General features: G+C 39.4%; 26 protein-coding genes. 4 read left to right on the plus strand and 22 right to left on the minus strand.

Translation table 11 applies throughout. The features are described 5' to 3' along the window. Positions 1-81: 81 nt before the first annotated feature. The 4 genes from PHY84_RS02520 to PHY84_RS02535 form a co-directional block, all read right to left on the minus strand. The gene (locus PHY84_RS02520; RefSeq protein WP_299857399.1) at positions 82-330 is read right to left on the minus strand and encodes a hypothetical protein; all 249 of its coding nucleotides are present in this window, start codon (positions 328-330) and stop codon (positions 82-84) included. After that, complete coding sequence (locus PHY84_RS02525) at positions 320-607, minus strand: type II toxin-antitoxin system Phd/YefM family antitoxin (protein ID WP_299857401.1); 288 nt, start codon at positions 605-607, stop codon at positions 320-322. Before PHY84_RS02525 ends, PHY84_RS02520 begins: the two co-directional genes overlap by 11 nt. An 80-nt stretch (positions 608-687) precedes the next feature. Then, positions 688-1,821 (minus strand): DUF819 family protein, encoded by a 1,134-nt coding sequence (locus tag PHY84_RS02530; RefSeq protein WP_299857403.1) that lies wholly within the window; start codon positions 1,819-1,821, stop codon positions 688-690. Next, a complete protein-coding gene (locus PHY84_RS02535) occupies positions 1,818-2,480 on the minus strand; it encodes a peptidoglycan recognition family protein (RefSeq protein ID WP_299857405.1) in 663 nt (220 codons plus the stop codon). The genes PHY84_RS02530 and PHY84_RS02535 overlap by 4 nt, the downstream gene beginning before the upstream one ends. Positions 2,481-2,569: 89 nt before the next feature. On the opposite strand from PHY84_RS02535, the gene PHY84_RS02540 reads away from it, so the two are divergent. Together PHY84_RS02540 and PHY84_RS02545 are read left to right on the plus strand one after the other, a co-directional pair. Continuing rightward, positions 2,570-2,947: a hypothetical protein gene (locus PHY84_RS02540; protein ID WP_299857407.1), complete on the plus strand. Its 378-nt coding sequence runs from the start codon at positions 2,570-2,572 to the stop codon at positions 2,945-2,947. Positions 2,948-2,961: 14 nt separating this feature from the next. Further along, a complete protein-coding gene (locus PHY84_RS02545; RefSeq protein WP_299857409.1) occupies positions 2,962-3,705 on the plus strand; it encodes a 3'-5' exonuclease in 744 nt (247 codons plus the stop codon). 19 nt (positions 3,706-3,724) lie between these two features. Here PHY84_RS02545 and PHY84_RS02550 read toward each other — a convergent pair whose 3' ends face one another. Continuing rightward, positions 3,725-5,065 (minus strand): Na+/H+ antiporter NhaC family protein, encoded by a 1,341-nt coding sequence (locus PHY84_RS02550; protein ID WP_299857411.1) that lies wholly within the window; start codon positions 5,063-5,065, stop codon positions 3,725-3,727. A gap of 34 nt (positions 5,066-5,099) precedes the next feature. After that, complete coding sequence (locus PHY84_RS02555; protein WP_299857414.1) at positions 5,100-5,723, minus strand: acyl-CoA acyltransferase; 624 nt, start codon at positions 5,721-5,723, stop codon at positions 5,100-5,102. Positions 5,724-5,845: 122 nt separating this feature from the next. On the opposite strand from PHY84_RS02555, the gene PHY84_RS02560 reads away from it, so the two are divergent. Further along, positions 5,846-6,481 carry a L,D-transpeptidase family protein gene (locus PHY84_RS02560; RefSeq protein ID WP_299857416.1) on the plus strand — a complete coding sequence of 212 codons (636 nt, stop codon included), beginning with the start codon at positions 5,846-5,848 and terminating at the stop codon, positions 6,479-6,481. Here PHY84_RS02560 and argS read toward each other — a convergent pair whose 3' ends face one another. The 8 genes from argS to rpsB all read right to left on the minus strand — a co-directional run bounded on the left by argS (position 6,482) and on the right by rpsB (position 13,689). Further along, positions 6,482-8,077: an arginine--tRNA ligase gene (argS, locus tag PHY84_RS02565; RefSeq protein ID WP_299857418.1), complete on the minus strand. Its 1,596-nt coding sequence runs from the start codon at positions 8,075-8,077 to the stop codon at positions 6,482-6,484. A 3-nt stretch (positions 8,078-8,080) separates the two neighbouring features. Beyond that, on the minus strand, positions 8,081-8,329 hold the full coding sequence (locus PHY84_RS02570; protein WP_299857420.1) for a twin-arginine translocase TatA/TatE family subunit: 249 nt from the start codon (positions 8,327-8,329) through the stop codon (positions 8,081-8,083). Between the two features lie 59 nt (positions 8,330-8,388). After that, the gene (gene gmk / locus PHY84_RS02575; protein ID WP_299857422.1) at positions 8,389-9,012 is read right to left on the minus strand and encodes a guanylate kinase; all 624 of its coding nucleotides are present in this window, start codon (positions 9,010-9,012) and stop codon (positions 8,389-8,391) included. Next, entirely contained in the window at positions 9,012-10,301 is a 1,290-nt protein-coding gene (locus tag PHY84_RS02580) for a hypothetical protein (protein ID WP_299857424.1), read from the minus strand. Before PHY84_RS02580 ends, gmk begins: the two co-directional genes overlap by 1 nt. 46 nt (positions 10,302-10,347) lie before the next feature. After that, a complete protein-coding gene (gene fliR / locus PHY84_RS02585; protein ID WP_299857426.1) occupies positions 10,348-11,112 on the minus strand; it encodes a flagellar biosynthetic protein FliR in 765 nt (254 codons plus the stop codon). A gap of 18 nt (positions 11,113-11,130) precedes the next feature. Then, positions 11,131-11,775, minus strand: a complete 645-nt coding sequence (locus tag PHY84_RS02590) for an ABC transporter ATP-binding protein (protein ID WP_299857428.1) — start codon at positions 11,773-11,775, stop codon at positions 11,131-11,133. A gap of 73 nt (positions 11,776-11,848) precedes the next feature. Beyond that, positions 11,849-12,904, minus strand: coding sequence for a translation elongation factor Ts (gene tsf, locus PHY84_RS02595; protein ID WP_299857430.1), 1,056 nt, complete (start codon positions 12,902-12,904; stop codon positions 11,849-11,851). Between the two features lie 2 nt (positions 12,905-12,906). Beyond that, the gene (gene rpsB / locus PHY84_RS02600) at positions 12,907-13,689 is read right to left on the minus strand and encodes a 30S ribosomal protein S2 (RefSeq protein WP_299857432.1); all 783 of its coding nucleotides are present in this window, start codon (positions 13,687-13,689) and stop codon (positions 12,907-12,909) included. 296 nt (positions 13,690-13,985) lie between these two features. On the opposite strand from rpsB, the gene PHY84_RS02605 reads away from it, so the two are divergent. Then, on the plus strand, positions 13,986-15,506 hold the full coding sequence (locus PHY84_RS02605; RefSeq protein WP_299857434.1) for a DUF3373 family protein: 1,521 nt from the start codon (positions 13,986-13,988) through the stop codon (positions 15,504-15,506). Between the two features lie 9 nt (positions 15,507-15,515). On the opposite strand, the gene PHY84_RS02610 is transcribed toward PHY84_RS02605, so the two are convergent. The 8 genes from PHY84_RS02610 to PHY84_RS02645 all read right to left on the minus strand — a co-directional run bounded on the left by PHY84_RS02610 (position 15,516) and on the right by PHY84_RS02645 (position 24,244). After that, positions 15,516-16,532: a HAMP domain-containing sensor histidine kinase gene (locus tag PHY84_RS02610; RefSeq protein ID WP_299857436.1), complete on the minus strand. Its 1,017-nt coding sequence runs from the start codon at positions 16,530-16,532 to the stop codon at positions 15,516-15,518. A gap of 127 nt (positions 16,533-16,659) precedes the next feature. Then, positions 16,660-17,316, minus strand: coding sequence for a response regulator transcription factor (locus tag PHY84_RS02615; protein WP_299857438.1), 657 nt, complete (start codon positions 17,314-17,316; stop codon positions 16,660-16,662). Positions 17,317-17,328: 12 nt separating this feature from the next. Continuing rightward, the gene (locus PHY84_RS02620; RefSeq protein ID WP_299857441.1) at positions 17,329-20,376 is read right to left on the minus strand and encodes a CusA/CzcA family heavy metal efflux RND transporter; all 3,048 of its coding nucleotides are present in this window, start codon (positions 20,374-20,376) and stop codon (positions 17,329-17,331) included. Between the two features lie 4 nt (positions 20,377-20,380). Further along, a complete protein-coding gene (locus PHY84_RS02625) occupies positions 20,381-21,343 on the minus strand; it encodes an HlyD family efflux transporter periplasmic adaptor subunit (RefSeq protein ID WP_299857443.1) in 963 nt (320 codons plus the stop codon). Continuing rightward, complete coding sequence (locus tag PHY84_RS02630; protein WP_299857445.1) at positions 21,343-22,521, minus strand: TolC family protein; 1,179 nt, start codon at positions 22,519-22,521, stop codon at positions 21,343-21,345. The genes PHY84_RS02625 and PHY84_RS02630 overlap by 1 nt, the downstream gene beginning before the upstream one ends. Before the next feature lie 9 nt (positions 22,522-22,530). After that, complete coding sequence (locus PHY84_RS02635) at positions 22,531-22,944, minus strand: FixH family protein (protein WP_299857447.1); 414 nt, start codon at positions 22,942-22,944, stop codon at positions 22,531-22,533. 241 nt (positions 22,945-23,185) lie between these two features. Then, on the minus strand, positions 23,186-23,656 hold the full coding sequence (gene bcp, locus PHY84_RS02640; protein WP_299857449.1) for a thioredoxin-dependent thiol peroxidase: 471 nt from the start codon (positions 23,654-23,656) through the stop codon (positions 23,186-23,188). A gap of 3 nt (positions 23,657-23,659) precedes the next feature. Further along, positions 23,660-24,244 carry a cytochrome b/b6 domain-containing protein gene (locus PHY84_RS02645; protein WP_299857451.1) on the minus strand — a complete coding sequence of 195 codons (585 nt, stop codon included), beginning with the start codon at positions 24,242-24,244 and terminating at the stop codon, positions 23,660-23,662. Position 24,245: the final 1 nt, after the last annotated feature.

Genomic DNA, 24,245 nt, shown 5'->3' on the forward strand with positions numbered 1-24,245 from the left:
AATCCTTACCAACATAGCCAATATCCATAAAAATCTCAAGACTTCAAAGGAATTACAACATCTTGTCGCTGTTATCGGTGCTTACACCAAAAAAGAGCTGGGTTTTATGTGCGAAAGTTGAGTAATAATTCTAAAACCACCGCTCTTGCCTGTCGGGATGGATAAATTTTTGACTCTTTTTTTAAAAAGGTTAAATCCTAGATGAACCCCAAAATCTTTTGAAGACTCTATCTCATCAATAGCTCCTCTTAAATCTGATTTTAAAAGTTTAAATTTTTTTGATAATGATTTTGCCTCTTTTAAAAAGTTGTCACTATACTCAATTATCAAGCTCGCTCCAAAGTTTTTCTATAGGTTGAATTCTGCCTGATTTTACATCCTCAAGTCCTGCTTGAATTGATTTTATTATCTCATTGGCTTCTACTAACTTCAAAGCTTCTGCCATTTTTTCATACTCATCTTTAGAAATAAGTACCGCTTCGACTTTGTTGTTTTTTAAAATTGCTAGTTTTTCTACCGCATGCTCTCTGATTTGCCCAAGATATGAGCCGAATTTTTTCGCAAAATCAGATGACGGTATAAGTTCGTTTGTCGCGTATGATACCACAATATACTCCTTGATATTTTCCGTAAGATTTTACTCTACTATAACTTAGATATATCTTTTTGCAATTTGACGATTATATTTTACCCCACCATCCAAACCAAAACACTCCCTACTGCGAGACCGCCGAAAGTTCCTATGATGTAGCCCATGATAGCCATCAATGCGCCGACTCCCGCTAACGCTTTGTTGTATGAAGCTGCAAGTATGGAGGCGGATGCCACTCCGCCTATGTTTGCCAAAGAGGCGACGGCTATGCTAAAGAGATCGAGCTTAAATAGTTTCGCACCTGCCACCATGATAAGAGCATGAATCACTAAGATACAAAATCCTGCAAAGACATAAACGCCCACACCGCTGAAGTTTTCAAACAACGCTTTTGAGCCGATAAGGGCTATGAGCATGTAGAGCATGGTTGTTGCAACCTCGCTTGAGCCGTTAATGGTTCTTAGCCTTGTAAAAGAGCCTGCAACACCAAGCAGAGTGGCTAAAATCACGGTAGTTGTCGTATAGTTTAAAATCTCAAAACCGCTTGAAGCCAAAAGATTGACCAAAAATGCAACGGCAATAGACAAAAGCACGATAAACCAGTATCTTTTTGCGCCGATGGTGCAGGCACACCCTATCATGGAGAGTTTTGCCATCTGCTCATGCGAGGCGGTAAAGTTGTTAAAAGCATGTGCAAAAGGGGTTAAAAAGAGCAAAAACATAATCCAAATCGTATAGTTTACGCTATCGACGATAAGCGCATATCCAAAAGCCTCTTGACCCACGCCAAGAGCGGAGCCGACCGCCACCATGTTTGCCACACCGCCCATCCAGCTTCCGCTCAACGCCCCAAATGCAGAAGCGATTTTGGCATCAAAACCAAATATAAAAGAGACTGCTATAAACCCCATCGCAATAGAGAAAACAGCCAGAGCATAGGCGATAAGAAGATGTTTTCCAAGCTTAAAAAAATCCCTCAAATCAACCTGCAAAAGCATCAAAAAGAGCATGGCGGGGAGAAGGTTTTTTTTCGTATTTTCATAGATAGCGTCAATAGCTTCATTTTGTGCAAAAACTCCAAATGAAGCCAGCGCCATACTAAAGAGATATATCATAACCACCGCAGGGACAAATCTAAAGAGCTTTAGCTTGCTTTTTTGTTCAATAAGCGCAATCAAAGCCGCCAAAAATGCCAAAGAGAAGAGATATGGAAGCGGCGAACCAATCATTTTTGCCCTTGTTTGCATGGAGCATATTTAAAACCGCTTACATTTGCTCTAAGTTCATCCATAAACCTTTGCGAAGGGTCATCTTTGTGTGTTCTGTAGCCTTCGTCTCTCTCAAGCCAGAGTTCATGCCCCTCAAAACATCTATACTCATAATGCCCTATAAGATACTCTATGCTTCCAAAGCGTTTTTGAAGTTCTTTGACAAGGGCAATATTTGCCTCCAGCTGCTCTTTTGTGAGGTTGTCCGCACTGTTTTGCCCACCGACGTTTTCTATACCGATGGAGTTGTAGTTCAGTCCTATAACATGGCGCGCCATCACGTCAAGGGGCATAAGCTGATGGATGGTTCCGTCTCTCTCAACCATAAAATGGGCGGAGACATTGACCGCTCCGCCGTTGTTGATATCGGCTCTGATGCTCGGCAATGTCTCAGAGGCAAACCGAGAAAGCGAATCGTTAAAATCATCTATCGCCGTATGGTGAATCACAATGATTTTTGGGACTATCTTTATATATTGTACATCTAAGGCGTAGTGTGACTTAATATATTTTTTCGTCAACTCCACCCTTGTTTCTCCAAATTCTATGGGGGTTTGTTTTATCTCTAAAGCTGCTAAAAAAAGCGGTAAAAAAAGGAGAAATAGTAAAAATTTACCCATAAAAAAACCTTAAGAAAAGTTTCATATTATACCAAATACTATACCGACTTTTATCTCTTTTTAATTGGTACGGGTATATCATCCTACTTATGAGCACACTTTCCATAATTAAGCAAAATCTTCTCCACGAACCGCTGAGTTCGGATGCGCTTAGACTTGCGCACGGTATTTACAATACCTATATCCAGCAGGATGAAGAGTCTCCTATGGAGATAAAAATCGCCAATTTTTACAAACTTCTCCGCCTTGAGCCGTGCGAAGAGTCTATCAACAAAATCCAAGAGCTGTTTGAAGAGCTCAACGAACCTCTTGCCGTAAAAAATTTTGAATTTAGAGGCGAGAAGACGCAACTCAAATTTGTTCAGTTTTGCACCTACAAAATTACCAAAGAGAGCATAATTATCGAAATAAACCCCGAATATCTGCATGTTCAAAGAGAGTATATGTTAGACTTCTTCCTATTTTAAAGAAGAGAAAAGATTTGGCAAAAAAATATATCATACTCGATACGGAAACAACAGGAACGGGTGAACAAGACAGAGTTATACAGTTAGGTTTTATGGTGCTGGGTGCAAAAGAGGTGGAGGTTTATAACGAGTATTGCGCATGCGATGTTCCCATCAGTTTTGGTGCAATGGAGACACACGGCATAACCCCAGAGATGCTTGAGGGCAAACCCGCCTGCAAGGAGAGCAGCGCTTACAAAAAGCTGCTTGAACTCAACAGCAACGAAAACTACCTCATCATCCATAACGCAAAGTTTGATATAGAAATGCTCAAAAAAGAGGGCTTTGTGCCACAAATGCAAGTAATCGACACCCTGCGTGTCGCAAAACATCTGCTCCCGGACGAAGAGGCGCACCGATTGCAGTATTTTCGGTACAAAATGGAGCTTTACAAAGAGGAGAAGAAAGAGGCTGACCTTCTTGGCATAGAGATAAAAGCGCATGATGCTATCGGGGATGTGCTTGTTTTAAAACTTTTATTAAGCCGTCTAAAAGAGCTTACAACAGCACAGTTTCAAGGCAAAAATCCGGTTACCAAGATGGTAGAACTCACCGCAACACCCATCTTGATTAAATCTTTCAATTTTGGAAAGTACAAAGGCAAAACATTGGAAGAGGTAGCTTCAAGCGATGCTGCTTATCTTAGATGGATGCTCAGTTCCATGGAGAAAATCGACGAAGATTTGAAGTACTCTATCAATAGAGTTTTAAGTGTATAAAGGGTACCTCTAAAGTTAGTTAGGTTTGGTATAATCCAAACAACACAAACAACACAAAGGCAACTCCTCCACTGATAAGAGCATAAGGAAGCTGCGTATTTACATGCTCTATAAGTTCACAGTCACTCGCCATTGAAGAGATTATTGTCGTGTCTGAGATAGGCGAGCAGTGGTCTCCAAACACCCCTCCGGAGATAACCGCACCGATGCAAAGTGCCACATTTGCGTCCATAGCAACTGCCATAGGAAGAGCGATGGGAATCATGATGCTAAATGTCCCCCAGCTTGTACCTGTTGCAAAAGAGATTACGGAACCTATAAGAAAAATTACTGCCGCCAAAAAAGTTACACTTAGATTTTGAGTAGCAAGCGATGCCAGATAGTGTCCGGTTTTAAGCTCTGTCGTTATTTCGCCTATCGCAAATGCAAAAAGAAGTATCATGGCGATAGGTACAAGTTTCCATGCTCCATCAAGTGCGGTTTTACTCCAAATGGAAAGTGACATATTTTTTGTGCCTACAAAGTAAAATAGCGTAAAAAACAGCACTGTAAGCATGGTATAAAAGATAGAACTTGAACCGCTCCCTTTGAGTATATCTCCGCCACCGGTTATATATAAAAACACAAAGACCAAAAGCACCATCAAAGCTATAGGCAAAAGCATATAAAACATACTTGCGCCATTGCTTGTTATCTCTATATCTCTAGGCGTATATTTTGTATTTTTCATAGCACCGATATCTATATTAAACCAAATGAACAAAAATGTAACTAGGAGTGCCGCCATAGAGTAAAAGTTATAAAAAACAGCATCAATCAAGATATCAATAGCATTGACATCTATAACTCCCAGAGATATTTGAGTAGCTATAAGCCCCAAAAGAAGCGCACCCCAACCGTTTAAAATGATAAGCGAGCTAATGGGTGCGGATGTCGAGTCGCAAACAAAAGCAAGTTTGGCACTTGGGATTTTATATTTTTGGCAAAACGGTTTGCCTACCGCTCCGGCAATAAGCGAAGTAATGGAGGATTCAACAAAGATAACAACACCTATAAAGTAGCTTAGCATCAAAGCGGCGCGAGGCGATTTAACCAATCCTGCTTTATGTTGCATAAAATCAACAAAGCCCTCTATCCCGCCAGACCTTTCGATTAATGCCATGATGCTCCCGACCAAAACGGCAAAAGCCAAAGTTTTAAGTATCCAAGGCTCTAAAAGCAGCGTGAAAAATAGTTTAACAATAGTTTCAAGCGATGCGAAAAGGGAAAAATCATGAAGTATAAATGCGCCGAGCGCTATTCCGCCAAAAAGCGAGAGCATAACATTTCTCGTCCAAAGCGAGAGCGCAATGGCAAGCACAGAGGGAAGAAGTGAGAGCGCAGAGAGTTCTATGCTAAAACTCTATAGAGAGCAGTACCAGACCGACTCTGCCAAAAATCTCTTTGTAAGGCTCACACTCCTTCTCTTTTATAACTCCAAATCCGAGTTTTTTATAGTAAAGCAGTGTCTCAAGTGAGCCTATTTCTACGATAGTTTGCGCTATGCGGTACCCTTTGAGCCTCGCATTTAAGAGACTTTTTTGCATAAGGGCTTTTAAGATACCGACATCCATAAACCCTTCAACCTCTTCCATATAGTCAAAAACAAGTGTTCTGCTGTTGAGCGCAAAACCGCAAATCTCCATCAGTCCAAAGTACTCGCTCTCCTCACCGTTAACACCTATCTCGCTCAGAGCACTCAAAAAAGTCTCTTTTGTGATAAGCCGAGGCTCATAACTTGCAAGAGAACCGACACATTTCCCATCAATCTCGGCAATTAAAAAATTAGTATAGTGGCAAGAAGATTTTGCAGTGGTAATTGTTAATTTTTCTATATTTTTTAAAATCTCTTCATCGCTGGAAGTTTTGAAAATAAGGTCATAAACACCTATCTTCTTGTCAGCTCTAGTACTTTGTAAAACCATTTGTGCTAAAAACGATGCGTCAGCACTAGTCGCTTTTCTTATGTTAATACCCATAAACCTTTTTCCGTAATCTCAAAATTAATCTGTTTCACATTTTGGTAATAGTAACATACTTTATGGTAAAAAGTTTCTTAATTATTATAATTTGTCAAATCTTTATTTTTGCAAGCGAGCAGGTGGTTCTGGTCATTGCCGATGAGTATAATTCGACAAAGGCGGAGCTATTTTGTTTTGAGCAAAATAGACAGGTTTTAGGTCATATAGAGGTAAATTTAGGTCAAAACGGGCTAGGCTTTGGGATTGGGGATGTTGCGCTTATGCAAAAAAGTGCTCCTCTTAAACAAGAGGGTGATAAAAAAGCGCCTATTGGCATTTTTACTCTGGATTTTCTTTTTGGATACGAAGCAAACAGTTTGCTTAAAATGCCATATCTTCACGCAACAAAAGAGCTTATCTGCGTTGATGATACGGAGTCAAAATTTTACAATCAGATTATAAAAAAACCTTATGACATGCCAAAAAGTTTTGAAGAGATGCGGCGAAATGACGGACAGTATGAGCTTGGCATCACGGTAGGTCACAATAAAGAGCAGTTCTACAAAAGGGGTTCTTGTATCTTTATCCACGTGCAAATAGGAGAAAATGCACCGACAGCGGGATGCACTTCAATGCGGCTTGAAGATTTGCAAAAAATCGCTTCTTGGCTTGATATAAGCAAAAAACCCATTCTCATACAAATCACAAAAGCGCAAAAAGAGGAAGTTTTAAAACTCTACCCAAAGTTAAGGGCACCTCTAAAAATAGAAGAGTAACTACTCCTCTTCTTTGCTCATATAATCTTTTGCGGCAATTCCCATAAGAGAGAGACCCGTCTTAAGAGACAATCCTACAATCATAAGAAGCTTAAGGAGTTTCGCCTCATCCTCTGTGCCGATAATTCTGCAATCATAGTAAAACTTATGAAGCGATGCAGCAAGTGATTTTAGATACTCCGGGAGTTTCTGCACCTGTCTTGTAGCAAAAGCATCCTCAACGATTTCAGGTAAAAGAAGCGCATCAAACATTAAAATATCTGCCGCTTCATCAAGATTTTTAAGCGTTGCAGCCATAATCTCTTCTTCACTCAAATCACTCTTTAAAAGTAGCGTTTTGATACGTGCATGTGCGTACTGAATATAAAAAATCGGGTTAGAGCTGTCTTGCTTTTTAAATTCGGCCAAGTCAAACTCCAATGCCGTATCGCTTTTTTTGGAAGCAAAGATAAATCTTAGCGCATCCGCTCCAATCTCTTCTACAATATCGTTCATAAGGATAACATTGCCGGCACGCTTGCTCATCTTGTATGGTTCGCCGTCTTTTAAAAGACTCACCATCTGTGAGAGCTGCACTTCAAGTTTAGAGCTGTCATACCCCAAAAACTCCACTGCCGCTTTTACTCTGGCGATATAGCCATGATGGTCAGCTCCCCAGATATTGATATAGTGGTCATACCCACGCTCAAACTTCTGGTTATGATAGACTATATCGCCTGCAAGATAGGTCGGTCGCCCATCTTCACGTACAACAACTCTATCGCTGTCATCACCCTTTTGAGAAGATGCGATAAAGATTTTGTCATCTTTTTTATAGATGCCCTCTCCCATCTTTGCCATAACTCTCTCCCAATCATCATAGAGAGAAGACTCATAGACAAAAGTATCGAAAAAGATGTTTGTAGCACCCAAATCCCTTTTGATAATCTCCATAACACCGTCTTTTGCCCAGATGGCAAGCTCTTTTTGGCGAGATTCATCACTTAAAATCTCTATGCCAAACTTCTCTACCGCCTCTAGTGCCAGCGGTGCAAGATACTCTCCTCTGTAGTAGCTCTGCGGGTACTCAACACTCTCTTTGAGTATATTTTCACGCCCGTAAAGCTGTATGGAAAGCCCCAGCAAATCTATCTGATTGCCGGCATCGTTTACATAGTACTCAGCTGTTATATCATAGCCCAAGTGCTTTGCCAGTCTATAAAGAGTGTCTCCGTAAACTGCACCTCTGGCGTGCCCTATATGAAGCGGTCCCGTTGGATTTGCACTGACAAATTCCAAAAGAATCTTCTCTTTTTTCTCCCCTTTTGCAAACTCATGAGGATTTTGCAATGCCCATGCAGCGTACTCGCTTAAAAAATCTTCGCTTAAACGGAAATTGAGATACCCTTTGACAGAGTCAACTTTTCCAAAAACATTGCTATCTTCAAAAGAGGATGCAAGTTCATCGGCGATTTTCATAGGGGATTGCTTTAACTCTTTTGCCAAGGAGAAAGCTATTGGGGTAGCAAAGTGACCAAAAGAGCGGTCACGAGGCTTTTCTAAAACAACTTCACGACCAAACTTTTCGCGCAAAAGCGCCGATACTCGTTGTTTCAATGGTTACGCTTGTGTTGTAGTTTTTGGAGTTTGAGCTGCCGCTGTTGTCTCTGTCGGCTCTACTTTTTTAGGAGCATCGCTTTGTGCAGTTTTTACCTCATCACCATCAACTTCATCACTCTTCATCTCAGCTTTAAAGTTTTTGATTCCCTTACCGATTCCCTTTGCTAACTCAGGTATCTTTTTTGCTCCAAAAAGTAAAACTACAATTGCTAGTATTACCAGTAATTCTTGTCCGCTAGGCATTCCCATATTTTATTCCTTCTTTAAATTTAAGTCCAAAATTATAGCCAAATATGCTGTAATTTTTATTAGTGAATATCTTCCCACCCACGTACAAAATCATTTATCTCGTTTGCAGGAATTTTCACTCTTGCCGCTTTTGCTATGACACGCAAAACTTCCGCTGCTTCTTGCAAGTTGTCATTGACGATGAGAAAATCATACTCACTCACTCTTTGCATCTCTCGCTTTGCCATCTCTATACGACGGTCAATTACTTCTTGCGAGTCAGTTTTGCGTGCTTCAAGCCGTTTTTTTAGTTCTGAAAGCGTGGGAGGCGTGATAAATACCGAAGTGGTAATATCCCCTAAACGATTGATAATAGTAGCATTTCCCTGTACATCAATATCGAAAATAACGAGCTTACCCTCTTTCAGCGCCTTTTTGACAGGTTTAATCGATGTGCCGTAGTAGTTTCCGTGCACAACAGCGTACTCTAAAAAAAGCTCCTGTTCTATATCTTGTTTAAACTCTGCCTCATCCACAAAGTGGTAATGAACGCCGTCTTCTTCACCCGCTCTTATGGGTCGTGTAGTAGTAGAGATAGAAAAATAGCATGCTCCGATATCTTTTATGACCTCTTTAAGCAGCGAACTTTTTCCGGCTCCGCTTGGACCTGAGAGTACTAAAATAGCTCCTGATTTATGATTCACTACGCATCACCCAATGTTATGTTAATATTTATCTTCATCCCTTGAAGAGAAGCGGCAATATCCTCTTTTGAGAGAACTTCGAGAAGTTTTTTCAGAGCTTCTACGCCGTTGCTGCTTTGACTTGGAGATTCCAAAGAACTCTTTGTTTCTGCTTTCTCAACGGTTACGTCTTCTTGAGATATTGCCAAGTCGCAAAGATCCGGCTGCTCCTCCTGCACCTCTTCACCGATAGCAAGTTTTAAATCCTTGCTTGTTAAAGAGCCGATATTTAGCAGTATGTCTTCATCAAGTTCTGTTTGCAAATCTTCATCGCTCAGAGAATCAACTGCCTCTTGTATTTGAGATGCCAAATCCTCTTCTTCAAGATTTTCTTCCTCAAAACTATCTTCCTCAAGCGCTTCTTCCGGCTCTATTTCAAAATCCTCTTCTTCTAAGATGTCCTCTACTTCTTCTTCAGGCTCTTCTTGCGGTTCTGTTTCTTCTTGCTCTTCAAAATCAAGCTCATCTTCTATTTCCGGCTCTTTTATCTCTTCTTCTTCAAAAGAGAATAAATCCTCGTTAATGGTCTCGCTCGGTTCCTCTTCTTGAGTTTTGATATCTTCTGCCTCTAATGCATCATCCTCAAAATCAAAACTCTCTTCTTCTTTGCCTTCTTCCATGGTATCAAAGTCAAAATCATCAAAATCTTCTATTTCTGCATCTTCTTCTGTCTCTTCTAAAAGTGACTGCACCTCTTGCAACTCATCTTTATCCAAAACACATTCATCTTTAACGTCTTCAAGTGCTGCCTCATTGTAGGCATCTTCATCTGACGCTTCCAATGTATCTAAATCTTCCACCTCTTCAAGCGTATCAATATTCTCTAACTCATCCAAGGATTCATCTGTATCAAAATCATGAAACAAGGCATCATCTGCTACATCAAAATCTTCATCGTTTATGCCAAATGTTTTTTCAAGATTTACGGTATCGACTATTTTTGCTAAAGAAATCAAAGTTTCAACCAAGTCAGTCGGTAAAAAAGGTTTTTTAAGTGTTTTTGTAAACTCTCCCTGCTCCTTTGCATCTTTTGAGCATATAAAAAGAGATTCTCTATAGCTTATCTTGCTTGCCATTTCATCCATAATCTCATCACTGTAAAGAGCGTCATCTATAATCAAAAGGTCATACTCTCCAGCTTCTATAGCCTCAACACTCTCGGCCGTATGCAACTCATCTGAAGTTTTTTGCACGCTTAAAGTAACTAGTTTTTTGACTACCGGATTATTATTTAAAAGCAAGATATTCATTCAATTTCCCTCAGAGGCTGTTTTGATATTATTGTATCAAAAAAAACTAAAAAAGCATCTCTAAAAAATTAAATGCTTGAAGCATTTGGTTTTTTAAAATGAGCATAGTTGCAGTGAGTGTTGCGATGAGAACGACAAATGAGACCATAATTTTTATAGGAAACCCTATAACCAAAAGGTTAAACTGCGGCATGGTTTTCATAAGCATTCCAAATATCACATCGGTGAGCCATCCAAGAGCAGTAATAGGAAAAGCAATCATAAAACCGACTAAAAACATATTTGACATTGCTTGAATAATATAACCAAAAAGATTCTCACTCATCACAAAACCGCCAAGGGGAATATGTTGCAGCGAACTGTCAATAAAAAGCAGCATCCAATGGTGCATATCGATAGCAAAGAGAATCATAAGCGCAACAAGAGATAAAAATTGAGATATTATAGGCATGGATACGCCTGACTGCGGATCGATTGCGCTTGCAAGTGAAAAACCCATCATAAAAGATATCTGTCCACCTGCAAAAGTGATGGCATTAAAAGCAATTTGTAGCACAACTCCGATGGCAAGCCCAAGAAAAAGCTCACTTAAGATAGCCAAAACAAGGTTTGTAAGGGTAATATCCATCGCCAAAGGAGGCATGGATGAGTAAAAAACAATAGTGAAAAAAAACGCCAAAGAGGCTTTGATATTCATTGGAATACTGTTGTGCGAAAAAATCGGTACCGCCATAAAGAGTGCACCAAAACGAAAAAAAAGGAGAATAAAACCGACAATGTAACTCTCAGTAAATACTTGCGGCCACGTCATCTTCTTCTGCTCTCTTTTTCAGTCCACTTTTACAAGCTCTTTGTTGAATAGTTTATAAACTTTACTGCACTTATATGCCAATGCTTCATCATGCGTCACCAAAACCATTCCTGCATTATACTCTTTGAGATACTCAAAAAAGATATCCATGACCTCATGTGCGGTAGTTTTATCAAGATTGCCAGTTGGCTCATCCACGAAAAGAAGGCGAGGTTTTTTTGTCAAAACTCTTGCGATAGAGACTCTTTGCTGCTGTCCGCCTGAGAGCTCTGTTACCTTTTGGTGGATTGTGCCATCGATATTTAGTCTCTTAAGCAGCGCACTATCCACCTCTTGGTTTGAAAGGATAGCGGCTACTTCAAGATTTTCAAAAGAGGTAAAACCTTTAAATAGATAGTGAGACTGAAAAACAAGCCCTATCTCATTGCGTTTTATCTCTGCAAGTCTCTTTTTTTGCATCTTAGAAACATCCTCTCCAAAAAGAGAAACACTCCCTTTATTTGGCTTTAAAAGAGTTGATAGAATATGTAGAAGTGTAGATTTGCCACTTCCACTCACTCCAATAATGGCGATGGACTCTCCTGATTCCAAGTCAAGCGATATATTAGAAAACAGTTCATAATCAAAAGTATGTGATAAGTTTTTTGCGGATAATAAATTCATAAGAGTATTATAACTAAAAGTTAAAGGATATTTTTGCAGAAATAGAAAACCAGGCGGGTTAAGGAAAGATTCCTTAACTCATCTGTGCCGCAACTTCTGCAGCGAAGTCATCAGCTTTTTTCTCGATACCTTCACCTACTTCAAGGCGAACAAAATCGATAATCTCAGCCGTACCGCCTGCTTCTTTGGCAGCTTCTTCAACAGCTTTGGCAACCGTAAGTTTATCATTTAGAACATAAGTCTGATCTAAAAGTGCAAGCTCTTTGTCAAGCGTTGTGTTGTCATCGATAAAACGAGCTAGAGAACCCGGAACAATTTTATCCCAGATAGCTTCAGGTTTACCTTGAGCTTTCAGTGCTTCTTTGATTTCAGCTTCGGCTTGTGCCAAAACCGCATCAGTGAGCTGTGCCATAGAGATATACTGTGGTACATTTTTAAGAGGTTTTTTAAGTCTTGCAAGCTCTTCATTCTCTTTTTTGATAGCTTCGATTCTGCCGATAGTCTCAGACTCAACGAATGCCGCATCAAAATCTCTGTAAGAAAGAGTTTTTGGCTTCATAGCAGATGCATGCATCGCTACATTTTTAAGCATAGGGCGAAGTGCATCGGCAGTTTTTTTGCTGTCACACTTAGCAGCTACGATAACTGCAATACGGTTGTTTGAGTGAACATATCCGTTGATAGCTACAGTCTCATCTTCAGCTTTGATAGTTTTAAAACGGCGAAGTTCGATTTTCTCACCGATTTTTGCAACGCTCTCTGTGAAGTAAGAGCCAAATGAAGTAGCTTTGAGGCTCTCAACATCTGCCGGAGAAGTCTCGTAAATCTCTTCTGTTGTTCTAAGTACTAGGTTTTGGAAGCCTTCATTCTTTGCAACGAAGTCTGTCTCAGAGTTAATCTCAACAACAGTTGCTTTAGAGAAATCGTCCGCAATTTTAAGACCTACAAGTCCCTCAGCTGCGACACGGTCTGCTTTTTTGGCAGATTGTGCGATGCCTCTTTCTTTAAGCCAAGCAGTTGCTTTTTCCATATCTCCGTCAGACTCAACAAGAGCTTTTTTACAATCCATCATCGGTGCATCGGTTGATGCACGAAGATCTTTTACCATTGCTGCTGTTATTTCTACCATGACTACTCCTCGTCAGTATCGAAATCTTCTGGTTCAAAAGCATCAAGTGCATCAACACTTGTCTCTTCTTCTACAGTTTCGTTTGCGATTTCATCTCTTCCACCGCTTCTAAGCGCTTTACCCTCATTGATAGCTTCTGTCATTTCACGGCAGAAAAGTTGGATAGAACGGATAGCATCGTCATTTCCCGGAATCGGGTAAGTGATAAGGTCAGGGTCGCAGTTTGTATCAAGCGGAGCAACAACCGGAATACCTAAACAACGAGCTTCTAAAACAGCGATATGCTCTTTTACAGCATCCATAACAAAAAGCATGTCAGGAAGTCTTTTCATGTTTTTGATACCGCCGAAGTACTCTTCAAGCTTCTCTTTTTGGCGAGTAAGCATAAGAGCCTCTTTTTTTGTTAAAAGGTTGATTTGCCCGTTTTCTTGCATCTCGGTAATAACATCAAGTTTACGGATAGACTTTTGGATAGTAGGGAAGTTTGTAAGCATACCCCCCAACCATCTGTTGTCAACGTATGGCATACCGCACGCGATTGCTGCATCTCTTACAGATTGACGAGCTTGTTTTTTTGTTCCGACAAAAAGAACAGTTTTTCCCTCAGCTGCTGCGTCAACAACGATTTGGTATGTGTTGCGGAAATAGCGAAGAGTTTTTTGCAAATCTATAATATAGATATTTTTACGAACACCGAAGATGAATTTTTTCATTTTTGGGTTCCAACGACGTGTTTGGTGTCCGAAGTGTACACCACACTCTAAGAGGTCTTTCATAGTTACCATTTAAGGTCCTTTAAGGGCATTGAAGCCGGATTTTGTCAGTTTTCGTTGGTAATATCGGGCAATAATCGCCTATCAAAGGGAGTTGCACTGACTTTTGATACATACCTGTTGAATCTTTCTTTGAGCAAAGCCAAAAGAAAATCCGCGAATTCTACTTAAAAGTTATTTAAACTTTGCTTTGTAAAGACAAAACAGCAAAAATGTTATTTTTTTATCACAATTTAAAAAAAATTTTATTTTATCTGGGTATAGTACTGCAACGATATTATAAAAAAGTATTATACAAAGGATGAAATATGAATAAGCCGTTAATGCTATCTTTAGCCGCTGCAATGCTTCTTGGAACGACTCTAAACGCCGATGCCTTGAGTGAAAGATTTGAGGCAATGGAAAAAGAGATGCAAAAACTCAAAGCTGAGATTGCAGAGCTTAAATCCGCTTCTGCCAAAGCAGCAGAAGCACCAAAAGCCGAGGAAGAGAAAAAAGAAAAAGTTGCAGCTGCATCAAAAGAAGATGATGAAGATTCACTTGAGAACAGACTGAGCGAACTTGAAGAAGCGGTCTCGGACATCAACAGAAACACATCCGGTTCTCACCTCAAATTCCAAGTTGACTACAGATTTGCCATCGAAAATATGAACTATGAGATGGCAGATGGCTCAAGTGCGAAAAATGATGCCTTTATGACTAATCGCCTCTGGATAGATATGGGCTACAAAGCAACCAATAACCTCAGTTTTATAGGACAGCTTGCTTACAACAAAGCGTTTGGGGCTAGAAGCGGTGTAACTCCTCAAACAAGCGGATATGAGACATTTGACTGGATAGCCAATGAAAACGCTTTTGATGACCAGATAAGAGTGCGCAGCGCCTACTTCTTGTGGCAAGACCATGAGTTTATGGGTAAAGATATCCCATGGACGTTTAGCATCGGTCGTCGTCCATCCACCAACGGAGCGCTTGTCAACCTTAGAGATGACGATGTGGCATCATCGCCAATCGGACATGGTATAAATGTAGAGTTTGACGGATTAAGCTCACAATTTACACTAAACCAAAAATATGGAACTTCCGTAAAATTCTGCCTTGGGCGCGGTATGAGCGAAGCTGCTCCAAAGTTTGCCAGCACGCCTTATGCGGATGCGGATGGGTTTAACTCTGATATAGACCTTATGGGCTTTATCTTTACGCCTTATAATGACAAACAGTACAAGGTCTCAAGCATGTACTATCATGCAAGCAACCTTATTGACAACAATGTTGCGGGTACAGGTTTTGACACGGTAGGCAATATGCATAGCGGCGTGCTTTATGCTTCTGCAAAAGGTATCGGTAAAAACTTAGGCTCATTTTTAGATGACACAACCGTTTTTGCAAGTTTTGCAGTCTCGGTGACAGACCCTAAAAATAATCAAGGGATGCTTGGCTCAGAGCTTGGAGAGAGCAAAACAGGGACATCGTTTTGGATAGGGACACAATTTCCTTCACTTATCACCGATGATGGAAAATGGGGCTTAGAGTACAACCACGGAAGTAAATACTGGAGAAGTGTGACTTATGGGGAAGATACAAACATCGGCTCTAAAGTGGCAGCACGCGGAGATGTGTGTGAGGCGTATTTTACAGAGTACCTTGTAGATGACATTCTCTCAATGCAGCTTCGCTATACCTATATAGACTATAAATACAGCGGAAGCAACGGTTTCTTCGGAAACACATCGGGATACGCAATGGAGATAACGGACACTATGCCAAACGCAGACATGGTTGTTGACAAAGCACAAGATATCCGCCTCTATATCCGCTACAGATACTAAACTTCAAGGCTACTTGCCTTGAAGAGCTATAAACCCCAATGTAACCGTTGTCAAGCCGTTTTCTACGGAATCTATGTCTATCTTTATCTTATATCTTCCGCATACCCTTTTTACGATATCAAGCCCGATGCCAAAGCCGCCTTCGTATTCGTTAGCTCTGTAAAATCTGTCAAAAATTTTATCCTGCTGCTCTTTTTTTATACCCATACCGCTATTGCTGATGGTAAACTCATTTGCCGTGAGCTTTAGCTCTATCTTACCGCCGTGCCTGTTGTACTTGATGGCATTTGAGAGCAAGTTGCTAACGAGCCTCTCTGCGCTTACCTCGTCCATCATTAAAAAAGCATCTGAGAGGTTTTTATCTATGGTTAATGATTTTTTGTATGCCAAATCCTCATAAAGAGCAAGCTCATTTTCTACAATCTCTTTTAGATTGATTCGTTTTGCCTCTTTATTTTCATTTTCTAGCAACAAATAGGTTAAATCCGAGTATATTTTTTGAACACGCTTTGAGCTGATATCCACTCTTTTTAAAATCTTCTCATCAATATTCTCTTTTTTAAGCCTCTCTATACTCATCAAAATTGCGGTAATGGGAGTATTTAGTTCATGCGTAGTATCTTTTATAAATTTGTCTAATTTGATTCTCTCGTTTTGTATCGGTTTTAAAAACATTTTTGCCAAAAAGTAGCCCACTATTACGATAAGAACAACCGAAAACAGGGCGATAAAAAGTATGCTTTGAATCAATTTAGAAATTTGCTCGTTTGCTTTTTTGTTTTTAACTACCAAATACTTTACGCCATGATGAAGCTGCGGACTAAGATCTACGAAATAGTCAAATTTATCATCCTCGTAAAAGCCCTGCTTAAATTCTATCGCCTCTGACGCCAAACCGTAGATAACGGCTCTGTCTTCATCATAGAGCGTTATGTCGTATCCGTCTGTTTTCTCAATGTTTAAGGGCTGCGAATTCATATATGAAGAGACAATTTTTGAAGAGAGTCCTAGTGCCAAATTTTGCATCTTCTCTTTTTTTATGGAAATAATATTTGAAGATTCATAACCGTAAAAACTGACGGCGATAAAGAGAATTAGAAAGATTGATGAACTAAGGTAAAGTCCTAAAAAGCCATAAAGCGACTTTTTTTCACTAAGCGTTAACTCTATAGCCGACCCCTTTAATCGTAGTTATAAAATCTTTGCCAAGGTGCGCTCTTATATTTTTTATATAGGTTCTAAGCGTTGCATCGCTCGGCACTTCACTCTCTATCCAGATATTTGCCGCTAGCTCTGCATGTGAGATAATTTTACCTTTTTGCGATAAAAGATACTCAATTATTTCAAAATCTTTTTTGGATAGTTTTATTTTTTCGCCCTCTTTAACAAGCGTATAAGTCGATTTATCAAGGTAACTATCGGCATCTATAACGGTGTGCGTAGAGTTTAGATTGTGCGTTTTTATAAGGTAGTTTATCCTTGCGTCGAGTTCTATGAGGTCAAAAGGTTTTTTTAGGTAATCATCACACCCCAAATCAAACCCTTTTTTTAAATCAACGGCAGAATCAAGCGAAGTGATAAAGATAGTCGGGATGTTGATATGCTGTTCTTTAAGAAGTTTTAAGAGTTCAAAACCGTTTAAAAGCGGTACGTTGACATCAAAAAGCACAAAATCATATCTCTTGCTCATTATTTTGTCATAAGCCTCTTCTCCGTCGTGGGCGCATGAAACAAAACAACCTTTTTCGCTTAAATGCTCACTTAATATCTCTGATAAAATAACGTCATCTTCAAGTAGTAAAATATTCATTTGGGTATTTTACTACTTTTTTCTTAGGGAGTACAAAACAGGGATAATAAGCAGTGTTAAAACAGCCGAAGTCACTATACCGCCCATCATAGGCGCTGCGATTCGCTGCATAACTTCACTTCCGACACCGCCAACATACATAATGGGTACAAGAGAACCAAGAATCGCAAAAACAGTCATCAGTTTTGGTCTTAGTCGCCCCGCCGAGCCGTGCATTATCGCCTCTTCATGCGATAGAGTTTTGTCTTTTATCGCCTCTTCAAGATAGATAACCATAACAATCGCCGTCTCTGCGGCGATGCCAAGCAGAGCCAAAAATCCTACGACTACAGCAACTGAGAGATTAAACCCGAGATAGTCGATATAGAGCAATCCGCCAAGAACGGCAAAAGGCAGAGTTAAAAAAACGATAAGCGAATTTGTCATATCCTTAAGTGCAAAATAGATGAGGACAAAAATACTTATAATAACAATAGGAACAATAAAGCTGAGTCTTGCCTTTGCAGATTCAAGGTACTCGCTCTGTCCTGCAAACTCATAATAGTACCCCTTTGGAAGTTTGATACTCTCCAAAAGAGCTTTTGCTTCATTTTTATAATCATCTACGCTCACATCGCTTTTTGGCGTAATGTAAACAAATGAGACCTTCATCCCTTTTTCACTTTTTATAACGCTCGCACCTTCTATATATTCTATATCAGCAAACATACTCAAAGGCAAAAAACCGGATTTTGTTTTGACTTTTAACTCTCTTATCTTATCTATATCCTCTCTTTGCTGCGAATTGATTCTCATTGATATAGGGTGACGTTTAAGCCCGTCAATAAAAGTACTTGCACCAAGCCCGCCTACGCCAAAAGAGATCGTGTTAAATATTTCCTGCTTTGAGACTCCGTATCTTGAGAGGTTATCTTGCTTGATGGCAATATCAAGAAAGTATCCGCTGTTTGATTTGTCGGCAGATACGCTTAGGGTAAGGGGCATAGTTTTTAGTTTTTGCTCCATCTTTGAAGAGATTTCTTCTAAAATTTTGTTGTCATCCCCATATAGTTTTATGCCAAGAGGGGTTCGGATACCTGTTAGAAGCATATCTATCCTTCCTCGTATAGGGTAAGTCCAAGAGTTTATAAGCCCTTTTACTTTAAGTGCTGCTTCCATGTCCTGCATCAGCCTCTCATAAGTCATACCCTCTCTCCACATAGATTTATCCTTAAAGGTTATGATGGTCTCTATCATGGCGAGCGGGGCAGGATCTGTCGCACTGTCGGCACGACCGGCTTTTCCAAAAACAGTATCAACCTCCGGAAAACTTTTGATAATTTTATTTGTCTCGGCGAGAACATCTTTAGCCAAATCTATACTGATTCCATATGGAGTAACTGGCATATACATAAAGTCCTGTTCGTTTAACTGCGGCATAAACTCCCATTTTTGAGTATTGTAAAGTGGGTAGATATACACTATGGCGGCAACCGAAAGAATAATGACCAAATACTTTAGTTTTAGAAAAAGCTTGAGTACTGGAGTATAAAAAAATATAAAAAACCGGTTGATGTAGTTGTCTTCCTCTTTTTTAATTCCGCCCTTGATAAAAAGCACCATTAAAACCGGCACCAGAGTAATGGAGAGCATCGCACCGATAAGCATCGCAAATGTTTTAGTGTATGCCAGAGGCGAAAAAAGTCTGGCTTCCTGCCCCTCTAGCGCGAAAATAGGCAAAAACGAGACAACTATAAGCATAAGAGCAAAGAAAATAGGGCGGCCCACCTGTTTGGAAGAGTCTATGATGATTTCTACCCTGCTTTTTGAACCGTCGCTCTTGCTGAGATATTTATGGGCATTTTCTATCATTACAATCGAAGCATCCACCATCGCACCTATAGCTATCGCAATACCTCCCAAGCTCATAATGTTTGAGCCTATATTAAAAAGGGTCATAAGCCAAAAACTAAGAAGAACAGTTAAAGGCAGAGTGACAAGAACAACCAAAGCACTCCTAAAGTGGAACAAAAAGAGAGCCGTAATAATGATGACTATGACAGATTCTTCTATCAATGTACGCTTTAGCGTATCTATAGCCTTATCTATTAGTTTGCTTCTGTCATAAACGGTAACTATCTCTACGTCCTCATTTTTAAGCGACTCTATTTTGGCTTTGATTTTTTGAATCACCTCGTAAGTATTCTCTTTGTATCGCACCAAAACGATACCGCCCACAACCTCGCCCTCTCCGTTAAACTCCGCAACTCCGCGCCTTTGTGTCGGCACAAGTGTCACTTCGCCTATATCGCGCAATTTTATAGGCGTAACATCGCTTACTTTGAGTGTTATATTTTCAATATCTTCGATACTTGAAGCATAACCGTGAGCCTGAACTATATTTTCATAACCCTTTTGCAAAAGTACGCCACCGCCGATATCTTGGTTGTTTCTCTTAAGCGCTTCCGTTATTTCGTTAATACCGATGTTATACTTAACCATCTTATCTTGATCTACAAGAAGCTGATAATTTTTTACAAATCCGCCTACTGCGGCTACTTCACTTACGCCGTCAACCCCGAGAAGTCCGTATTTTAAGTAGTAATCTTGATAATCCCTTAACTCCGCGAGATTAAGTTTATTTGATTTTAAAATATATTGATACGCCCAGCCGACACCCGTTGCATCCGGTCCCATACTTACCTTTGCATTTGAGGGCAAAGTCGGCAAAATAGAAGATAGCTGCTCTAAAATTCTGCTTCTGGCATCATAAATATCAGTATTATCTTTAAAAATAATATAAATCATCCCATTTTCAAAACTGCTCATTGCCCTAACAGTTTTAATGTTTGAAAGCGACATCAAAGAGCTTATAAGCGGATATGACACCTGTTCCTCTATGATTTTTGGAGACTGCCCTGCGTACGATACTTGAAGTATTACCTGCGGCGGCGAGAGATCGGGCAATGCGTCGAGCGAAATATTTTTAAGGCTAAAAAGACTAATAGCCGTCAACATAGCCGAGACGACAAGAACCAAAAATATATTTTTCGCACTAAAGCCTATAATTTTCTCAATCATCGCCCTACCACTCTTCGCTCACATAAGAACCGTTTGTAACCGCATCGCTATCAAGCAAAAAGAGTGCGTTTTGAGCCACTTCATCACTTTGCGAAATACCGCTAGAAATACGATAATATCCACCGCCGTAGCTTGCTTCAACCTCTTGAGGCTCATACTCATTTTGTGATATTTTTTTAAAAACATAAAACTTGTCACCTTTTTTTATAACGGCATCTTTTGGAAGAGTGAGTGCCGCACTTAGGTTTTTGCTAAAACTCACCTTCGCAAACATATCGGGAAATACTTTGCCATGCGAATTTTCAACATCAACCCTTACGTCAAAAGTAAGATCTGCTTTGTTAATCCTTGGATATATCTTACCTACTCTTGCCTTGATGGGTACGCTTAGACCTTCTATCTCAACGCTCACGTCCATCCCTTCTTTGATAAACTCAAGATCTTTTTGATAAACCTTTGCCACAATCCACATTTCAGAACTATCGGCAATCTTTAAAAGAGCGGTGCCTGCTTTTGCATACGAACCGGCAAATAGATTTTTTTGGATGATTTTGCCCTCAAATCTGCTGTAAATAGGTATTGTCTCTCCACCCATAACAATGGCTTTTTCGTCAATATCGTAAAGTTTTAATTTTTCCAAAACAGTTGATTGCAGAACCGGAAAATTTTTAGCTGCATTTAGCTCTTTTTTGAGTGTATATATCTCTTTTGAATATATGTCAAAAAGTTTATCCCCTTTTTTGATATTTTTATAGAGTTCATCAGCTTCCAATTTTTCGATGTACCCGTCAAACCTTATGTTTACTTCGTATATTTTACGCTCATTATATGCGGTAGTGGCATAATATGTTTTAGATATTTTTTGTGTCTGCACTCTGGGTTTTATGCTTTGGATATTAAAAGCCTGTTCAAACGTCTTTGCCTGTGCAAACGAAAGGCTCAAAAGTATTAAAAACAATGTTTTCATTATAAACTCTCTTTCGTGATGTAAAAAAGCTCTAAATGAGCAGTTTTTATATCCAGTTTGTATTTAAGTTTTTCTATCTTCAAATCCAGTAAAAGATTTTCGTTCTCTATACTTTTTTCAAGTGTAATGCTATTTTTTATATTGGATTTCTCATAAAGAGTCAACTCTTTATATTTTTCCAAAATCGCATCAAGATTTTCTACTCTTTTATTTAAATACTCTGCTTTTTTATAATTATTCTGAAAAATCATGGTTGCATTTCGCAGATAATTATCCTCTTTTTGAACATTCTCCGCCCTTAAATGGCTTACTTCTTTTACTTTTATCTCTTCTGTTCCATAAATTGGCAGCGCAAAAGAAGCGGAAAATGAGAGGTAATCATCAAAGTTCTCTCTATTGTTATAGCTTACGTTGAGATTTACGTTTGAATATTTTTTTCTCTCTTCCAGTGTAGTTTGAAGTTCCAGCTGTTTGGTTTTTATCTCAAATATTTTATATTTTGGAGATTTTTTTATATCTTCTTGAAAAAATTCCTCAGATATAGCGGCTTTTTGTATGGATGTAAAATCTTCACTCGTGAGATATTTAAACTCATTTTTAAGTGATGTTACCTTATCTTGAAGCTCTAAGATTTTATCTTCGAGAGCAAATATCTTTTTTTGAAGTTCTACGCTTGTTTTGAGTCCATCTTCAATACTGATGCTATTTTCATAATAACCTCCAAGTATCTCCAAGTTTGATTTTTTTTGCTCCAGCAATTCAATAAGCATTGTAGAAGTTGAAATCTGTTCAACCAAAAGCGCTGTTTTTTTATACAGTTCTATTTTCATGTCTTCTAACTCATACTCCAAAACGAGAGTATCCGCTCTGGCAATCGCCTCTTTAAGCTCAAGTTTTCCAAAAGTTTCAAACTCTTGAGTTATACCTACAAACTGGGTCTGCATAGGCTCAAGATCTCTTTTTAAAAAATTTCCATTTAGAGGCAAATCGTTTGCACCTATGGAAATAACCGGATTTTTATATGCACTTTGACTCTTTAAAGCCTGACGAGATGCTAAAATCTTTTCTTGTTTTGCTAACAAATTCGGTGAACGGTTAAGCGCTTTTTCAAAAACATCATTAAACTCTGCACCGACACAGATAGTTGCAGACATAACAAAAAAAGTCAGCACCTTCATCATAAAACCTTAATGATGAGAGTGCATCGATGATGCTTGACCTAGATTTACACTTCCCTTGTATTTGTAATCTTTGTTATTTTCATCTTTGATAAAAACCTGATATTGCCACGTTCCGCTCATACCAAAATTGACATTACACTCAAAATAGGTATCTGTTTTTTTACAAATATCTTTTGATTCCATATAAGGCATTCCCGGCATTTCAGGCATAAAAAACTTCACTCTAACATCTTTTGCTTTTACATCTGCGCCGCCGTGACCGCCTTTGTTTAGTTCTATTTTAATTTTGTTTTGTCCCTCGCTTAAAACTTTATCGCTTGAGAGCATTATATGCATATCACCGCTCATACCCATATCCATAAAACCCGCTGCAAAAGAGAGAGAGGACAACACTACCGCCGAAAGAAGAACTTTTTTCATTTTTGATACTCCGTTTTTTTTTGAATTGTATAACTTTCAATGTGTAGTGAGTGTGTAAAAAAAGTCTAGTAAAATTTAAAAGTCTTCTTGCATAATCTAGTTTTCGTTCGTGGTGAGCTTGTCGAACCATGAGCCAACACCCTTTGAGAGGCTCAGGGCGAACGGTGGTATATTTTACAATTAAAGGTTATAAAAGAAGTCTAATAAAAAAATGCAAAAAAGTACCGTTGTGTAGTACTCATCACTTGCCTTGAAGCACTTCTAGCTTCTCTTTTACGATTCTAGCGTGCTCTTTTACTTTGACATTTTTCCAAATCGCTTGGACGATGCCCTCTTGGTCAATGATAATGGTTGAGCGGACAATCCCCATATACTCTTTGCCGTAGTTTTTTTTCAAAGCCCATACACCGTACTCTTGCATCATTGTGGTGGTTTCATCACTCAAAAGAGTTATCATCAAATCTTTTTTCTCTATAAAACCTCTATGCGACTTGGTGCTGTCGGCACTCACACCCAGTATAACGGCATCAAGAGCGCTAAAGTCTGGTGCTGCCTCACTAAAGTCACACGCTTCGGTCGTACATCCGGGGGTGTTGTCTTTTGGGTAGAAGTAAAGCACTATCCACTTGCCTCTAAGATCTCGTAAACATATCTCAACATCATCTTGATTTGGCAGACAAAACTCCGGTGCCGCACTCCCCAATGTAACCATTTTTTATACCTCTTTTGTAGTTTCTCTTCCGTTTATCATGCTAGAAATCATGCCGTGCTCTTCTCTTATATCTGCCACCACAACTCCTGCTATATGAAGCGGTATAAAAAACAAGAAGTAGTTATAGACGAGTTCATGCGTCTCTTTTATGCTCTTTGCCATCGCTTCGGTAAGTTCAAGAGCCTCTTTGAGATAGAGCGCAAAACCGCTGATAGTCATAAACAAAAGTGCCCCATAAAGTATATAGTGCAGAGCTTTGACACCTTTTTTGTGGATGTTAAGCGTGCTAAAAGGCTCTTTTTGACTTTTGTCAAAAAACAGAAGTGCGATTCTGTAAACCACCAAAAATGCAAGCGCATACCCTAAGATAAGATGCCACTCCCACATAGGAGCGCGAATAGCTTTTGCGATAGCTACAGCATCCTCTTTGAAGATGTCCACACCCATATCGGTAAGCTTTGTCATAATGATTTCAGAGTTGGTTCTGTAACTCAAAAATCCTTTTCTAAGCAGTACAGTTCCTACAAGTCCTAAAACAACTATGGCATTTAGCCAATGCCAAATCCTAAAAGCTGCCGTATATTTCATC

The organism is Sulfurimonas sp., from assembly GCF_028694605.1.
GTDB lineage: Bacteria > Campylobacterota > Campylobacteria > Campylobacterales > Sulfurimonadaceae > Sulfurimonas.

Excerpts from the sequence above, each read along its gene's own strand:
- PHY84_RS02625 (WP_299857443.1), bottom strand. The coding sequence starts at position 21,343 with ATGAAAACATTGTTTTTAATACTTTTGAGCCTTTCGTTTGCACAGGCA.
- PHY84_RS02620 (WP_299857441.1), bottom strand. The coding sequence starts at position 20,376 with ATGATTGAGAAAATTATAGGCTTTAGTGCGAAAAATATATTTTTGGTT.
- PHY84_RS02605 (WP_299857434.1), top strand. The coding sequence starts at position 13,986 with ATGAATAAGCCGTTAATGCTATCTTTAGCCGCTGCAATGCTTCTTGGA.
- PHY84_RS02535 (WP_299857405.1), bottom strand. The coding sequence starts at position 2,480 with ATGGGTAAATTTTTACTATTTCTCCTTTTTTTACCGCTTTTTTTAGCA.
- PHY84_RS02570 (WP_299857420.1), bottom strand. The coding sequence starts at position 8,329 with ATGGGAATGCCTAGCGGACAAGAATTACTGGTAATACTAGCAATTGTA.
- PHY84_RS02635 (WP_299857447.1), bottom strand. The coding sequence starts at position 22,944 with ATGAAAAAAGTTCTTCTTTCGGCGGTAGTGTTGTCCTCTCTCTCTTTT.
- PHY84_RS02615 (WP_299857438.1), bottom strand. The coding sequence starts at position 17,316 with ATGAATATTTTACTACTTGAAGATGACGTTATTTTATCAGAGATATTA.
- PHY84_RS02580 (WP_299857424.1), bottom strand. The coding sequence starts at position 10,301 with ATGAATATCTTGCTTTTAAATAATAATCCGGTAGTCAAAAAACTAGTT.
- PHY84_RS02540 (WP_299857407.1), top strand. The coding sequence starts at position 2,570 with ATGAGCACACTTTCCATAATTAAGCAAAATCTTCTCCACGAACCGCTG.
- fliR (WP_299857426.1), bottom strand. The coding sequence starts at position 11,112 with ATGACGTGGCCGCAAGTATTTACTGAGAGTTACATTGTCGGTTTTATT.
- PHY84_RS02645 (WP_299857451.1), bottom strand. The coding sequence starts at position 24,244 with ATGAAATATACGGCAGCTTTTAGGATTTGGCATTGGCTAAATGCCATA.
- PHY84_RS02590 (WP_299857428.1), bottom strand. The coding sequence starts at position 11,775 with ATGAATTTATTATCCGCAAAAAACTTATCACATACTTTTGATTATGAA.
- PHY84_RS02630 (WP_299857445.1), bottom strand. The coding sequence starts at position 22,521 with ATGAAGGTGCTGACTTTTTTTGTTATGTCTGCAACTATCTGTGTCGGT.
- PHY84_RS02610 (WP_299857436.1), bottom strand. The coding sequence starts at position 16,532 with ATGCAAAATTTGGCACTAGGACTCTCTTCAAAAATTGTCTCTTCATAT.
- rpsB (WP_299857432.1), bottom strand. The coding sequence starts at position 13,689 with ATGGTAACTATGAAAGACCTCTTAGAGTGTGGTGTACACTTCGGACAC.
- PHY84_RS02555 (WP_299857414.1), bottom strand. The coding sequence starts at position 5,723 with ATGGGTATTAACATAAGAAAAGCGACTAGTGCTGACGCATCGTTTTTA.
- PHY84_RS02530 (WP_299857403.1), bottom strand. The coding sequence starts at position 1,821 with ATGATTGGTTCGCCGCTTCCATATCTCTTCTCTTTGGCATTTTTGGCG.
- tsf (WP_299857430.1), bottom strand. The coding sequence starts at position 12,904 with ATGGTAGAAATAACAGCAGCAATGGTAAAAGATCTTCGTGCATCAACC.
- bcp (WP_299857449.1), bottom strand. The coding sequence starts at position 23,656 with ATGGTTACATTGGGGAGTGCGGCACCGGAGTTTTGTCTGCCAAATCAA.